We start from the raw sequence: 13,272 nt of genomic DNA on the forward strand, positions 1-13,272 counted from the left end.
AAAAGCAAAAAAAATGGGCTGGATGAATCCGCCCACCTCGTTCACCAAATCCTGCCTCCGGGGGATATCGTCCGGCGCGGGTTTTATTCTGGTGAAGCTCGTATTGTACTGTGCAAGCCCCATGCCGGCAAGTTGCCGGGCCGCCGCATGCCAGAATCGCGGGCTGTTTGGGACCTCACAGGAGACATGAATGGGCTTTCTCGCCGGCAAGCGGCTGCTGATCACGGGCGTGCTGTCGAACCGCTCCATCGCCTACGGCATCGCCCGCGCCTGCCACCGCGAAGGTGCCGAGCTGGCTTTCAGCTATCAGGGCGAGCGTTTCAAAGACCGCATCAGCGAATTCGCAGCGGAGTTTGGCTCCAGCCTGATCTACGACTGCGACGTGACCAGCGACGAGCAGATGGAAGCGCTGTTCAACCAACTGGGCGAGGTCTGGCCGGAGTTCGACGGTTTCGTCCACTCCATCGGTTTCGCCCCGCGCGACGCGATTGCCGGCAACTTCCTCGACGGCATGACGCGCGAGAACTTCCGGATCGCCCACGACATCTCGGCTTACAGCTTCCCGGCGATGGCCAAGCTGGCCGTGCCCCGCCTGCGCCCCGGCGCCGCGCTGCTGACGCTGAGCTACCTCGGCGCCGAGCGTTACGTGCCTAACTACAACACGATGGGCCTGGCCAAGGCTGCGCTGGAAGCCAGCGTGCGCTACCTGGCCTACGACCTGGGCGCCAAGGGCGTGCGCGTCAACGGCATCTCGGCCGGCCCGATCAAGACGCTGGCCGCCTCGGGCATCAAGGATTTCGGCAAGCTGCTGACCCAGTTCGCCGCCTCCGCGCCGATCCGCCGCAACGTGACGATCGATGACGTCGGCAATGCCGCTGCCTTCCTGATGTCCGACCTGGCCGCAGGCGTCAGCGCGGAGATCATGTATGTCGATGGCGGCTTCAGCCACGTCGCCCTGGCCAGCGGCGAATAACTCACACGCACCAACGACAAGGGGGCCATCGGCCCCCTTTTGTTTTGCCTTACTGCTTGACGCAGTCGACGTAATAGAAGCCGCGGCCCGTCTCTTCGTCGATCTCGTGCACGAGGCCGTGCACATCCGTCGCGAAGCCAGGGAACTTGGCATTGAAACTGCGCGTGAACTTCAGGTAATCGACGATCTTCTTGTTGAAGCGCTCCCCCGGGATCAGCAGCGGGATGCCCGGTGGGTAAGGCGTGAGCAGCGACGTCGTGATGCGGCCTTCCAGCTCATCGATGCCCACACGCTCCGTCTTGCGCTGGGCGATGTGGGCGTAGGCATCGGTGGGCGTCATGGCCGGCTGCAGATTGGACAGGTACATGTCGGTGGTTAGCCGCGCGATGTCACCCTCGGCATAGGCCAGGTGGATGGCCTGGCAGAGGTCGCGCAGGCCCATGCGCTCGTACTTCGGGAACTGCGCGCAGAACTCCGGCAGGATGCGCCACATCGGCGCATTCTTGTCGTAGTCATCCTTGAACTGCTGCAGTGCGGTCAGCAGCGTGTTCCAGCGGCCCTTGGTGATGCCGATGGTGAACATGATGAAGAACGAGTAGAGGCCCGTCTTCTCGACGACGACGCCATGCTCGACGAGGAACTTCGTGACGACGGACGCCGGAATGCCGCTGGCGGCGAAGCGCCCTTCCATGTCCAGCCCGGGCGTGATGATGGTGGACTTGATCGGGTCCAGCATGTTGAAGCCTTCGGCCAGCGCGCCGAAGCCATGCCAGTCCTCGTCGGCGTGCAGCATCCAGTCGGCAGACACCGGCTCGCTGCCCTCTTCCGCGCGCAGGTAATCCGGCCCCCAGACCTTGAACCACCAGTCGTCGCCGTAGTCGGCCTCCACCTTGCGCATCGCGCGGCGGAAGTCGAGCGACTCCTTGATGCTCTCCTCAACGAGCGCCGTGCCGCCGGGCGGCTCCATCATGGCGGCCGCCACATCGCAGCTCGCAATAATCGAGTACTGCGGCGACGTCGACGTGTGCATCAAATAGGCCTCGTTGAAGAGGTGCTTGTCCAGCTTGACCGTCTGCGAGTCCTGCACCAGCACTTGTGACGCCTGCGAGATGCCGGCCAGCAGCTTGTGCGTGGACTGCGTCGCGTAGACGACCGCCTCCTTCGGGCGCGGGCGGTTCTTACCCATCGCATGGAACTGGCCGTAGAAGTCGTGGAAGGCCGCGTGCGGCAGCCAGGCCTCGTCGAAGTGCAGCGTCGGGATGTAGCCGTCGAGCTTCTTCTTGATCGTCTCGGTGTTGTAGAGCACACCGTCGTAGGTGCTCTGTGTCAGCGTCACGATGGACGGCTTGACGTTCGCCGCATCGACATGCGCCAACAGCGGGTTGGCGGCGATCTTGGCGCGGATGGCCTCCGGGCTGAACTCGCTCTCCGGGATGGGGCCGATGATGCCGTAGTGGTTGCGCGTGGGCGTCAGGAAGACTGGAATCGCACCGCACATGATGATGGCGTGCAGGTTGCTCTTGTGGCAATTGCGGTCGATGACGACGACGTCGCCCGGCGCGACCGTGTGATGCCACACCATCTTGTTGGACGTGGACGTGCCGTTGGTGACAAAGAAGCAGTGGTCGGCATTGAAGATGCGCGCTGCGTTCTTCTCGCTGGCCGCAACGGGGCCCGTGTGGTCCAGCAACTGGCCAAGTTCCTCGACGGCATTGCAGACGTCGGCGCGCAGCATGTTCTCGCCGAAGAACTGGTGGAACATCTGGCCCACGGGGCTCTTCAGAAAGGCAACGCCGCCGGAGTGCCCCGGGCAATGCCACGAGTAGGAGCCGTCGGCTGCGTAGTCCATCAGCGCCTTGAAGAACGGCGGCGCCAGGCCATCGAGGTAGCTCTTGGCCTCGCGGATGATGTGGCGCGCCACGAACTCCGGCGTGTCCTCGAACATGTGGATGAATCCGTGCAGCTCGCGCAGCACGTCGTTCGGCAGATGCTGACTCGTGCGCGTCTCGCCGTAGACGTAGATCGGGATGTCAGGGTTTCGGAAGCGGATCTCCTCGATGAACTTGCGAAGGTTCAGCACCGCCGGATCGAGGTCGGGGCCGGGCGTGAACTCCTCGTCGTCGATCGACAGGATGAAGGCGGACGCGCGGCTCTGCTGCTGGGCGAACTGCGACAGGTCGCCATAGCTTGTCACACCCAGCACCTCCATACCCTCCTTTTGGATGGCTTCGGCCAACGCGCGGATGCCCAGGCCCGAGGTGTTCTCGGAGCGGTAGTCCTCATCGATGATGACGATGGGAAAGTGAAAACGGATCATCGGCGGCCTCCAGCGGGCGGGCATCAAAAAACGAAGCGGCGAAGTGTAGGGCCGCGATGTGTTCGGCCTGTGTCGTTGCCGTCTATACACTGGACTGAAACGAAGGGGATGAGAGGAGACACGATGGACTGGAATCCGGCCACCGTCTGGTGGGTCGCAGCGGGCGCGCTCGTGGCAGCCGAGCTGACCACCGGCACGTTCTATCTGCTGATGCTCGCGCTGGGCGCTGCTGCCGGCGCCATGGCCGCCCACGGAGGGCTGGCCTCCTCTTCTCAGATGCTGGCTGCCGCGCTGGTCGGCGGCATCGCCGTCGTGGGCTGGCACCTGCGCCGTGACCGCCTGCCGGCACCGGCTGGCAGCAACCCCGACGTCAATCTCGACATTGGCCAGCGCGTGCAGGTGGACACCTGGACACCCGACGGCCGCGCGCAGGTCCACTACCGCGGCGCAGCCTGGCAGGCGCGCTTCGTCGGCACCCCACCCGCTCCGAGTGGCGCCTATGTCATCCGGGCGCTGGAAGGCAACTGCCTGCTACTGGACCGCGAGGCCTGAACCAATGTTTCCCGAAAGCACTTCCATGACCGTTGCCCTCGTCCTGCTCGTCATCGCCGCCATCTTCATCGTCCGCTCGATCAAGGTCGTGCCACAGCAGCACGCATGGGTCGTCGAGCGGCTGGGCAAGTACCACGCCACGCTGACCCCCGGCCTGAACTTCCTCGTGCCATTTGTGGACCGCCTGGCCTACAAGCACTTGCTGAAGGAGATCCCGCTCGACGTGCCCAGCCAGATCTGCATCACCAAGGACAACACGCAACTGACGGTGGATGGCATCCTGTATTTCCAGGTCACCGACCCCATGCGCGCCAGCTACGGCGCGAGCAACTACGTCGTGGCCATCACCCAGCTGGCCCAGACCACGCTGCGCTCCGTCATCGGCCGCATGGAACTGGATCGCACGTTCGAGGAGCGCGACGTGATCAACAGCTCTGTCGTGCAGGCGCTGGACGAGGCGGCGCTGAACTGGGGCGTCAAGGTGCTCCGCTACGAAATCAAGGATCTGACGCCGCCGCCGGCCATCCTGCATTCGATGCAGGCGCAGATCACCGCCGAGCGCGAAAAGCGCGCACTGATCGCAGCGTCCGAGGGCCGCCGCCAGGAACAGATCAACATCGCCACCGGCGAACGCGAGGCGGCGATCGCCAAGTCGGAAGGCCAAAAACAGGCGGAGATCAACAAGGCCCAGGGCGAGGCGGCCGCCATCACGGCGGTGGCCGACGCCACGTCGGACGCCATCCGCAAGATCGCCGCGGCGATCCAGCAGCCCGGCGGCGATCAGGCGGTGCAGCTGAAAGTGGCGGAAAAGGCGGTGGAGGCCTTTGCGCAGCTCGCCCAGAAGAACAACACGATGATCGTGCCGGGGAACGTCAGCGAAGTCGCAGGCCTGATCGGCACGGCGATGGGATTGCTCAAGGCCGGCAACAAGGCCTGAACATCAGCCCAATGCAAAAAAGCCCGCGAGGGCCCTGGTGAAGGGCGGTCGCGGGCACAAAGACGTTCGGGGGGCGCCGAACGAAAGCGGTGAGGAGACGCTTTCCTGATCAGCCGCCGAAATAGGGCAGACCGAGAACTTCGTAAATCAGTTTCCACATGCTGAGCTCCATCGGCCTAGTGGCCAAAAATCGATGAAGTCAGTGTCCCGGACGACTCGCAGTTAGGGAACTACAAACCCTTGTAGTGGCCACTGCGCCTTGTGGCTACAGCAGCCCTAGTTCCATCGCCTTCAGAACCGCGTGGTTCTTGGTCGAGACGTCCAACGCCCGGAACAGCTGCTTCATGTGGTAATTGACGGTGTTCTCGCTGATGCCGAGAAGGCTTCCCACCACCCACGCGCTCTTGCCATCCATCGTCAGGCGGAGGATTTCCAGCTGCCGGGCACTCAGCTTGGGCGCCGCCACAGGCATGAGCAGACGGGACGCAGCATCCTGTGCATGCACGGCCAGCAGCTGAAGGTCGGCCAACATCCGACTCAGCTTCACCGGATCAGTCGGAAGCGGGCGCTCCCGGTCAACGCCGAGCAGGAAGCGTCGGTAGCCTGGCATATGCACACTGACAGCCAGGCCGGTGCGGTACCCGAACGGCGCTTGCATCTCCCAGAGGTCACCCGCCCCTGCGTCAACGTAGAGACGCTGGTCGTAGATGAGCGGTGCAGCATTGCGCATCACGTGGCGGTGCACCGGATCGCGTTGCGCATTCTCGGCATTGCTGGCCGCAGCAAGGAACTCCGGCGGCGTGTTGCCGATGGGGATGTACTCCGATTTGCCGCCGACACCTCGCTCGATGGCCAGCACTCCGGCGATGAGCCCGAAGTCCATGTCGTGCGCGAAGTCGATCAGCCCCTGCCGGAAATCCGCGAAGTTTTTCGCTTGGCTGACTTGTTCGTACCGCTGCAAGTTCATCTGAGCATCAGGCGCTACTAGGGTTGGTAGGCGCAGCGCGCCGCCGACGAACGCAAACTGCAAGTCATCCAGATGACGGGAGACACGAATGCAGATAGCAGCTTGGCAACTGATGGCCTGCGAAACGGTCGTTAAGACTGTAAACGAGTTTGAAATGGTGACCCATGAACTCCGTCAAGTCGGCAGCAGCGTGAGAGTGGATAACGCACGGTGCGGACTGCGTTGCGGACAGGAGGTGTGGGCCACGGAGGACGACCTACCGATCCAGATCGCGTGGGAATGGACAGAGATCCAACCCGACATCGTGGCGCTGTTCGACCCGATGAACATCCTGTCCAACGTGGCGCTCATCGACCGCGATGGCCACGCGCTGGCTCGGTCGCGGCGGATGCTTCACCTCAACAATGTCGTGCATCGGCTCGACTGGCGCCCCGCCATCGACCGACCACGCTTTGCCGCGATCGCCCCGTAATGGGTTATGATGGCGGGCTTGCAGGAGAGGTGGATGAGCGGTTTAAGTCGCACGCCTGGAAAGCGTGTGTGGGTTAATAGCCCACCGCGGGTTCGAATCCCGCCCTCTCCGCCAAAGTTCAACGGGCCCATTGGGGCCCGTTTTGCTTTTGCGACGAACAGGTTCGCCATCTTCAGCAGCACTTCATCCCGCCCAAAGTGCAATTCGTCGCGCCGCGATGGCGACGATGCACGCGTGGCGCAACACTGCGACCTGCACCTTGCCGCCCGCAAGCTGGAGCCACGATGTCGCAACCGTTCCCAAAACCCGCCCAATGGATGAGCCTCTGCCTGATGGCAGCGCTGTGCGGCGCCGGCATGCCCGCCCAGGCCAGTGAGGTGGTCAAACTTGCACGGCTCGTCACCAGCGGCAAGCGAAGCGCCGGCGATGCGCCCCGCGCGCCAGCGCAGGAGCCCCGGGCGGGCTCAGGCGGCAGTGGGACGCAGGCACACGGCAATGGCAGCAATGACGATGCCGGCACGGCCCCCGCGCCGACTCGTGGCGTCTCTTGACGCTTGATTGCTTGCCAACTGGCCGACGCTGACAAAGCGTCAGCCCCAAAGACAAACGGCCACACAAGGTGGCCGTTTGCGCGTCGGGCTGCCCCGATTCGAATTTTGGCGGAGTGGACGGGGCTCGAACCCGCGACCCCCGGCGTGACAGGCCGGTATTCTAACCAACTGAACTACCACTCCGCGTGGGATGAGTTCAATATCGCCTTGCAGCCATATCCGAGTTCATCAAACTCGCCGCCTTGCGACGGAATCTCAAACCCTGTCCTGCGACAGAACCTGGCGTCCCCTAGGGGATTCGAACCCCTGTAGCCACCGTGAAAGGGTGGTGTCCTAGGCCTCTAGACGAAGGGGACAAAACCAACTATTGCGTGCCACCAACAACCAGCAAAGGATATTGGTGGAGGTAAGCGGGATCGAACCGCTGACCTCTTGCATGCCATGCAAGCGCTCTCCCAGCTGAGCTATACCCCCGCTCATTTGAACGGTCGCAAAAGACAAACGGCCAATAAATTGGCCGTTCATGCTGGAATCCTTGGCGGAGTGGACGGGGCTCGAACCCGCGACCCCCGGCGTGACAGGCCGGTATTCTAACCAACTGAACTACCACTCCGCGTGGGATGAGTTCAATATCGCTTTGCAGCCATATCCGAGTTCATCAAACTCGCCGCCTTGCGACGGAATCCAAACTATGTCTTGCGACAGAACCTGGCGTCCCCTAGGGGATTCGAACCCCTGTAGCCACCGTGAAAGGGTGGTGTCCTAGGCCTCTAGACGAAGGGGACTAAACCTTCTGCTTGAACCGCGCGCCGCCAAATGATCAAACCATTTGGTGGAGGTAAGCGGGATCGAACCGCTGACCTCTTGCATGCCATGCAAGCGCTCTCCCAGCTGAGCTATACCCCCTGCGTTTTCAACTTTACCGTTACCGGCTTTGTTGTTAACGGCGCTGTTCAAGCGAGACCAAGAGTATATGACGAATTTCAGGGCGTTTGCAAGCGGTCGAGCACTTTTTTCTTGTCGAACAGGGCCAGCACAGCATCCAGACTCGGAGTTTGCGCACGACCACACACCAGCACGCGCACCGGCACGGCCAGTTGAGGCATCTTGAGCCCGGTCGCGGCGAGGGTTTCCTTCAACGCCTGCTGGATCGTCGTCTTGTCCCAATCGGTCAGCGCAGACAGCCGCGTCGCAAATACCGCGAGCGCCGGGCGCACCGCGTCGGTGACGTGCGCGGCAAGGTCGTCCGCCGACGGCGTGACAGGGCCGAAATACATCGCCAGCCAATCGGCCAGGGCGGCCACCGTCGAGCAGCGGTCCTTGAACAGCCCGACCTTCGGCAGCACCTCGTCGACGGTCGCCACGATGCCCTTGACCGCGAGCTGTGAAACCGTCAGCGCCGCCAGCCGCTCTTCGTCGATCTGCTTGAGGTAATGGCTGTTGACCCAGTCCAGCTTGGCGGGATCCCACTGAGCCGGGCTCCGGGACAGGTGCGAGCCGTCGAACCACGCCACCATCTGCTCGGCCGTGAACAGCTCGTCGTCACCATGGCTCCAGCCCAGGCGCGCCAGGTAATTCAGCATCGCTTCCGGCAGATAGCCGTTGTCGGCGTAGGCCGTGACACTGACCGCGCCGCGGCGCTTGGAAAGCTTCAGTCCATCATCGCCCAGAATGATCGGGAGGTGGCCGAACTGCGGCAGCGGCGCGGCCAGCGCGTTGAAGATGTTGATCTGCCAGGGCGTGTTGTTGACATGCTCGTCGCCACGGAAGACGTGGCTGATGCGCATGTCCCAGTCGTCGACGACGACGGCGAAGTTATACGTCGGGACGCCGTCCTGCCGCACGATGATCAGGTCGTCGATCTCACGGTTGTTGATCGTGATCGACCCTTTGACGAGGTCGTTCCACGTGACGTCGCCATCGACCGGGTTGGCAAAGCGGATGACGGGCTTCACGCCCTCCGGCGGCGGTGGCAACGTCTTGCCGGGCTCTGGGCGCCAGCGGCGGTCATACAGTGTCTTCTCGCCGCGCGCGCGCTGAGCCTCACGCATGGCCTCCAGCTCTTCGGGTGTCGCGTAGCAACGGTAGGCCCTGCCTTCGGCGATGAGCTGGTCGACGACCGCCTGGTAGCGGTGCAGGCGTTGCATCTGGTAGACGGGGCCCTCGTCATAGTCCAGACCCAGCCAGTTCATCGCCGCAATGATCTGGTCCACCGAGTCCTGCGTGGAGCGGGCGACGTCGGTGTCCTCGATGCGCAGCACGAACTCGCCACCATGGTGGCGGGCGTAGGCCCAGGAATACAGCGCGGTGCGGGCTGTGCCGAGATGCAGAAAGCCGGTCGGCGACGGCGCGATGCGCGTGCGGACCTTGTCGAAAGCGTTGGAACTCATCGGGTCGTCAGGGTGGAAAGGCCGCGCAACAGGTCGTCGGTGATGTCGTCGACATGCTCGAGGCCGACGGCCAGGCGGATCAGGCCCTGGCCGATGCCGGCTGCCTGGCGCTGGGCCTCGGTGAGGCGACCATGCGAGGTCGTGGCGGGGTGGGTGATGATGGTCTTCGTGTCGCCTAGGTTGGTAGCGATGGAGATGACGCGCGTGCTGTCGATGACGTGGAAGGCGGCGGCGCGTGCCGCCTCCGGCGTGTCGGCCTTCAGGTCGAAGGACAGTACTGCCCCGCCCTGCCCGCCCTGCTGGCGCATCGCCAGGTCATGCTGCGGGTGGGAGGCCAGGCCGGGGTAATAGACGCGATCGACCTCCGGCTGGGCTTCCAGCCAGCGGGCCACGGCGAGGGCCTGCTCGCTCTGGGCCTTCATGCGCAGCGACAACGTCTCCAGCCCCTTGAGCACCACCCAGGCGTTGAACGGCGCCAGCGTCATGCCGACGGTGCGCAGCACCGGGCCGAAGATGTCGCGGATCAGCTTGTTGGGCCCGCACAGCGCGCCAGCCATCACGCGGCCCTGGCCGTCCATGTACTTGGTGGCCGAGTGCATGATGATGTCGGCGCCCATCTCCGCCGGGCGTTGCAGCGCCGGCGTGGAGTAAGTGTTGTCGACGGCCAGCAGCGCGCCGGCGCCATGAGCGATGTCGGCCAACGCGCGGATATCGCAGATGTCGGTCAGCGGATTCGTCGGCGTCTCCGCGAACAGCAGCCGGGTCGTCGGCTTCAGTGCGGCACGCCACTCGGCGAGGTCGGTCTGAGATACGAAGCTCGTCTCGACGCCGAACTTGCCGAACTCCTTGACGAACAGGTTGATCGTCGAGCCGAAGACCGAGCGCGAGCAGATGACATGGTCGCCTGACTTCAGAAGGCCCATGGCCAGCAGCAGGATGGCGCTCATGCCGGTGGACGTCGCAATGGCGGCCTCGGTGCCCTCCAGCGCGGCCATGCGCGCCTCAAGGCTGCGCACGGTCGGGTTGCTCGTGCGCGAGTAGGTGAAGTCCTCCGAATTCGCGAACTTACGCGCCGAAGTCTCTGCATCCGACTGCACATAGGCCGTCGTCAGGAACAGGCCCTCGGAGTGCTCGCCATGCTGGCTGCGCGCCAGGCCCGTGCGGATGGCCAGAGTCTCGGGGCGCAGGCCCTCGGGCAGCGGGCGGCGGTTGTCGTCGGCCATGGTTCAGTTCTCCCTGGCGCTTTGCAACGCCAGCCGGGTGCGGGCATCGGCGTCTTCCTCGCTCGGCTGGCTCGTACGCTGCTCGCGCATCGCCGCGAAGTCGGCCAGGCTCACGTCGCCGGTCACGTAATGGCCGTCGAAGCAGCTGGCCTCGAAGCCGGTCAGGTCCGGACGCAGTGCCGCCACGACGCGCTTCATCGCGTCCACATCCTGGTAGATCAGCGCATCGGCGCCGATGTACTCGCGGATCTGCTCGATCGTGCGGCCATGGGCGATGAGCTCTTCCTGCGTCGGCATGTCGATGCCGTAGACATTGGGATAGCGCACCGGCGGCGCGGCGGACGCGAGGTAGACCTTGCGGGCGCCGGCATCGCGGGCCATCTGCACGATCTCTTTTGACGTCGTGCCGCGCACGATGGAATCGTCAACGAGCAGCACGTTGCGCCCCTTGAACTCCACGCCGATCGCATTGAGCTTCTGGCGCACACTCTTCTTGCGCGCGCCCTGCCCCGGCATGATGAAGGTGCGGCCGACGTAGCGGTTCTTCACGAAGCCCTCGCGGTAGGGTTTGCCGATGCGATGCGCCAACTGCATCGCCGACGGCCGGCTGCTTTCGGGGATCGGGATGACCACGTCGATCTCGTTGGGAGGCATCGTGGAGATGACACGCTGCGCCAGCGTCTCGCCCATGTTGAGCCGCGCCTGGTAGACCGAAATGCCGTCCATGACCGAGTCAGGCCGCGCCAGGTAGACGAACTCGAACATGCAGGGGTTGAGCTGCGGGTTGTCGTTGCACTGCTCGGTGTGCAGCTTGCCGGTCATGTCCACGAACAGCGCCTCGCCCGGCGCCAGGTCGCGTTCCAACTGGTGGGCCGTGCCCTCCAGCGCGACGCTTTCGCTGGCAACCATGAAGTCACCGTTTCCCGCGCGGCCATAGCACAGCGGCCGGATGCCGAACGGGTCGCGGAAGGCCAGCAGGCCGTAGCCGGCGATCAGCGCGATGACGGCATAGCTGCCCTTGATGCGCTTCTGCACGGCGCGCACCGCCGCGAAGACCTCCTTGGGCGTCAGCGGCAGGTCGCGCGCGGCCATCTCCAGTTCGTGCGCCAGCACGTTGATCAGCACCTCTGTGTCGCTCTCGGTGTTGATGTGGCGGCGATCGATGTCGAACAGCTCGTCCTTCAGTGCATGCGCATTCGTCAGGTTGCCGTTGTGCACCAGCACGATGCCGAACGGCGCGTTGACGTAGAAGGGCTGGGCCTCCTCTTCGCTGTAGGCATTGCCGGCCGTGGGGTAGCGCACCTGGCCGAGGCCGATGTTGCCGGGCAGCGCGCGCATGTTGCGGGTTCGGAAGACGTCCCGCACCATGCCGCGGGCCTTGTGCATGAAGCACTTCTGGCCCTGCATCGTAACGATGCCGGCCGCATCCTGGCCGCGGTGCTGCAGCAGCAGCAGCGCGTCGTAGATGAGCTGGTTGACGGGAGAGGCAGCGAGAGTGCCGACGATGCCGCACATGGCGTGATCCTTAGTCAGTCAATTCCGTCTCAGATGGGGTCATCGAGCGGGAAACAAATTGGGCGAGAGGTTCGGGCAGCAGCGGCGCGGCGTCGCGCAGCACGCCGCTGAGCACGGGCGCCGCGAGCGAGGCCTGCCAGGTGGTGGACTGAGCCAGCGGCGACGCGCCGACGACCAGCACCAGCAGCAACGCGATGAACACGCCACGCAGCGCGCCGAAGCCGGCGCCACCCAGGCGGTCCAGCACCGACAGCGGCGTCGCGTGGATCACGGCCTTGACGAGCCGCGTCGCCAGGCTCCAGACCAGCAGCACCGCGATGAAGGCGATGACCAGCGACACGAGATGGACGGCCATGGGGCCTAGGCGGCCGGGAGGCATCCAGGCCTCGATAACCGGCGCCAGCGGCGGCGCGGCGAAATAGGCCACCACCCAGCCGGCCAGCGACATCACCTCGAAGATGAGGCCGCGCCACAGGCCGATGCCGATGGAGATCAACAGCAAGACCGCCAATGCGAGATCGACCCAGCTCAGCGCGATGTCCATAGGTCCGCGTCAGAGCGTGAGGATGGCGCCAGGCAGGCCCGCACCCTTGAGCTTGGCGGCCGCACGCTCGGCCTCGTCCCGGCTGGCAAACGGGCCCAGCCGCACGCGCACGCGGCGGCCATCGGCCGTGTCGACCGCCTGGGCATAGGTCTTAAGGCCCAGCTTCTCGACCTTGCTGCGCACGTCCTGCGCCGTCTTGTTCTCGCCGTACGCCCCCACCTGGACGATGTAGCGCGCAGCACCAGCCGCGGCCGCCTCCCTGCCGTCCAGCAAGGCCTGGGCACGCGCACCGTCGCCGGCCGTGCGGGGCTTAGCCTTGTCGGCGGCCTTGTCGGCGACCTTAGGGGGCGCCTTGTCGACCTGCTTCTCCGCGGCCTTCGCCGGCGGCTTCTCGGCAACATGCTCGACGGGCTTGTCCGCGATCGGCTTGTCGGCGGGGCGCTCTGCGGGACGCTCCTCCGCCTTGGGCTCGACCGGCAGGTCCGCACCAGCCACCGACGCTGCGGTTGCGGCCAGCGACGGATCGGCTTGCGCCAGCGGTTCGCGGGTCGGCACCGTCAGCGGCGGTGCCGTCTCCTTGCGCGGGATCTCGATTGGCAGGTCGACCGGAATGGGCCGGGGCTGCGTCTCGAAGATCAGCGGGAAGCCGACGACGCCGATGGCCACCAGCACCGCGGCGCCGATGAGGCGGCGCCGCGCCCGCACGCGCAGCAGCTGCACGTCATCTGCGGCGCTGGCCTTGGCGCCAGACTTGGCCGAGGACTTCTTGGGCGCCGCAGCCGCGTCGGCTTCGTCGCGCTTGAGGAAGGAAAACAGGCCCATCGGCGGCGT

12 protein-coding genes and 7 tRNA genes are annotated in these 13,272 nt (G+C 64.8%); 6 read left to right on the forward strand and 13 right to left on the reverse strand.

Going from position 1 to position 13,272, the window contains the following annotated elements; translation table 11 throughout:
• Nucleotides 1–190 precede the first annotated feature (190 nt).
• Nucleotides 191–973: an enoyl-ACP reductase FabI gene (gene fabI, locus LXT13_RS16790; protein ID WP_233373109.1), complete on the forward strand. Its 783-nt coding sequence runs from the start codon at nt 191–193 to the stop codon at nt 971–973.
• A 49-nt stretch (nt 974–1,022) separates the two neighbouring features.
• On the opposite strand, the gene LXT13_RS16795 is transcribed toward fabI, so the two are convergent.
• Nucleotides 1,023–3,290: an arginine/lysine/ornithine decarboxylase gene (locus tag LXT13_RS16795; RefSeq protein WP_233373110.1), complete on the reverse strand. Its 2,268-nt coding sequence runs from the start codon at nt 3,288–3,290 to the stop codon at nt 1,023–1,025.
• Between the two features lie 123 nt (nt 3,291–3,413).
• Here LXT13_RS16795 and LXT13_RS16800 point away from each other — a divergent pair, with 123 nt between their 5' ends.
• The gene (locus tag LXT13_RS16800; RefSeq protein ID WP_233373111.1) at nt 3,414–3,842 is read left to right on the forward strand and encodes an NfeD family protein; all 429 of its coding nucleotides are present in this window, start codon (nt 3,414–3,416) and stop codon (nt 3,840–3,842) included.
• A gap of 25 nt (nt 3,843–3,867) precedes the next feature.
• Complete coding sequence (locus LXT13_RS16805) at nt 3,868–4,779, forward strand: SPFH domain-containing protein (protein ID WP_233373112.1); 912 nt, start codon at nt 3,868–3,870, stop codon at nt 4,777–4,779.
• A 265-nt stretch (nt 4,780–5,044) separates the two neighbouring features.
• On the opposite strand, the gene LXT13_RS16810 is transcribed toward LXT13_RS16805, so the two are convergent.
• Nucleotides 5,045–5,809 (reverse strand): helix-turn-helix transcriptional regulator, encoded by a 765-nt coding sequence (locus LXT13_RS16810; RefSeq protein WP_233373113.1) that lies wholly within the window; start codon nt 5,807–5,809, stop codon nt 5,045–5,047.
• A 25-nt stretch (nt 5,810–5,834) separates the two neighbouring features.
• On the opposite strand from LXT13_RS16810, the gene LXT13_RS16815 reads away from it, so the two are divergent.
• From LXT13_RS16815 to LXT13_RS16825, 3 genes are all read left to right on the forward strand, one after another.
• On the forward strand, nt 5,835–6,218 hold the full coding sequence (locus tag LXT13_RS16815; RefSeq protein WP_233373114.1) for a hypothetical protein: 384 nt from the start codon (nt 5,835–5,837) through the stop codon (nt 6,216–6,218).
• Nucleotides 6,219–6,241: 23 nt separating this feature from the next.
• Nucleotides 6,242–6,332 (forward strand) — tRNA-Ser (locus tag LXT13_RS16820).
• A gap of 170 nt (nt 6,333–6,502) precedes the next feature.
• The gene (locus LXT13_RS16825; RefSeq protein WP_233373115.1) at nt 6,503–6,769 is read left to right on the forward strand and encodes a hypothetical protein; all 267 of its coding nucleotides are present in this window, start codon (nt 6,503–6,505) and stop codon (nt 6,767–6,769) included.
• Between the two features lie 106 nt (nt 6,770–6,875).
• Here LXT13_RS16825 and LXT13_RS16830 read toward each other — a convergent pair.
• The 11 genes from LXT13_RS16830 to LXT13_RS16880 form a co-directional block, all read right to left on the reverse strand.
• A tRNA-Asp gene (locus LXT13_RS16830) sits at nt 6,876–6,952 on the reverse strand.
• 97 nt (nt 6,953–7,049) lie between these two features.
• Nucleotides 7,050–7,125: transfer RNA gene (locus LXT13_RS16835), tRNA-Glu, on the reverse strand.
• A 42-nt stretch (nt 7,126–7,167) separates the two neighbouring features.
• A tRNA-Ala gene (locus LXT13_RS16840) sits at nt 7,168–7,243 on the reverse strand.
• Between the two features lie 62 nt (nt 7,244–7,305).
• Nucleotides 7,306–7,382: transfer RNA gene (locus tag LXT13_RS16845), tRNA-Asp, on the reverse strand.
• Between the two features lie 96 nt (nt 7,383–7,478).
• A tRNA-Glu gene (locus tag LXT13_RS16850) sits at nt 7,479–7,554 on the reverse strand.
• Nucleotides 7,555–7,599: 45 nt separating this feature from the next.
• Nucleotides 7,600–7,675, reverse strand: a tRNA-Ala gene (locus LXT13_RS16855).
• A gap of 77 nt (nt 7,676–7,752) precedes the next feature.
• Nucleotides 7,753–9,159, reverse strand: coding sequence for a glutamate--tRNA ligase (gene gltX, locus LXT13_RS16860; RefSeq protein WP_233373116.1), 1,407 nt, complete (start codon nt 9,157–9,159; stop codon nt 7,753–7,755).
• Complete coding sequence (locus LXT13_RS16865; RefSeq protein WP_233373117.1) at nt 9,156–10,382, reverse strand: O-succinylhomoserine sulfhydrylase; 1,227 nt, start codon at nt 10,380–10,382, stop codon at nt 9,156–9,158. Before LXT13_RS16865 ends, gltX begins: the two co-directional genes overlap by 4 nt.
• A gap of 3 nt (nt 10,383–10,385) precedes the next feature.
• Nucleotides 10,386–11,897, reverse strand: a complete 1,512-nt coding sequence (gene purF, locus LXT13_RS16870; protein ID WP_233373118.1) for an amidophosphoribosyltransferase — start codon at nt 11,895–11,897, stop codon at nt 10,386–10,388.
• 10 nt (nt 11,898–11,907) lie between these two features.
• Nucleotides 11,908–12,441: a CvpA family protein gene (locus LXT13_RS16875; RefSeq protein ID WP_233373119.1), complete on the reverse strand. Its 534-nt coding sequence runs from the start codon at nt 12,439–12,441 to the stop codon at nt 11,908–11,910.
• A 9-nt stretch (nt 12,442–12,450) separates the two neighbouring features.
• Nucleotides 12,451–13,263 (reverse strand): SPOR domain-containing protein, encoded by an 813-nt coding sequence (locus LXT13_RS16880; RefSeq protein WP_233373120.1) that lies wholly within the window; start codon nt 13,261–13,263, stop codon nt 12,451–12,453.
• Nucleotides 13,264–13,272: the final 9 nt, after the last annotated feature.

Origin of the sequence: Pelomonas cellulosilytica (assembly GCF_021353265.1) — a bacterium.
GTDB lineage: Bacteria > Pseudomonadota > Gammaproteobacteria > Burkholderiales > Burkholderiaceae_C > Pelomonas > Pelomonas cellulosilytica.

Coding starts and splice junctions, on each gene's coding strand:
- fabI (WP_233373109.1), top strand. CDS start 191: ATGGGCTTTCTCGCCGGCAAGCGGCTGCTGATCACGGGCGTGCTGTCG.
- LXT13_RS16795 (WP_233373110.1), bottom strand. CDS start 3,290: ATGATCCGTTTTCACTTTCCCATCGTCATCATCGATGAGGACTACCGC.
- LXT13_RS16800 (WP_233373111.1), top strand. CDS start 3,414: ATGGACTGGAATCCGGCCACCGTCTGGTGGGTCGCAGCGGGCGCGCTC.
- LXT13_RS16805 (WP_233373112.1), top strand. CDS start 3,868: ATGACCGTTGCCCTCGTCCTGCTCGTCATCGCCGCCATCTTCATCGTC.
- LXT13_RS16815 (WP_233373114.1), top strand. CDS start 5,835: ATGCAGATAGCAGCTTGGCAACTGATGGCCTGCGAAACGGTCGTTAAG.
- LXT13_RS16825 (WP_233373115.1), top strand. CDS start 6,503: ATGTCGCAACCGTTCCCAAAACCCGCCCAATGGATGAGCCTCTGCCTG.
- gltX (WP_233373116.1), bottom strand. CDS start 9,159: ATGAGTTCCAACGCTTTCGACAAGGTCCGCACGCGCATCGCGCCGTCG.
- LXT13_RS16865 (WP_233373117.1), bottom strand. CDS start 10,382: ATGGCCGACGACAACCGCCGCCCGCTGCCCGAGGGCCTGCGCCCCGAG.
- purF (WP_233373118.1), bottom strand. CDS start 11,897: ATGTGCGGCATCGTCGGCACTCTCGCTGCCTCTCCCGTCAACCAGCTC.
- LXT13_RS16875 (WP_233373119.1), bottom strand. CDS start 12,441: ATGGACATCGCGCTGAGCTGGGTCGATCTCGCATTGGCGGTCTTGCTG.
- LXT13_RS16880 (WP_233373120.1), bottom strand. CDS start 13,263: ATGGGCCTGTTTTCCTTCCTCAAGCGCGACGAAGCCGACGCGGCTGCG.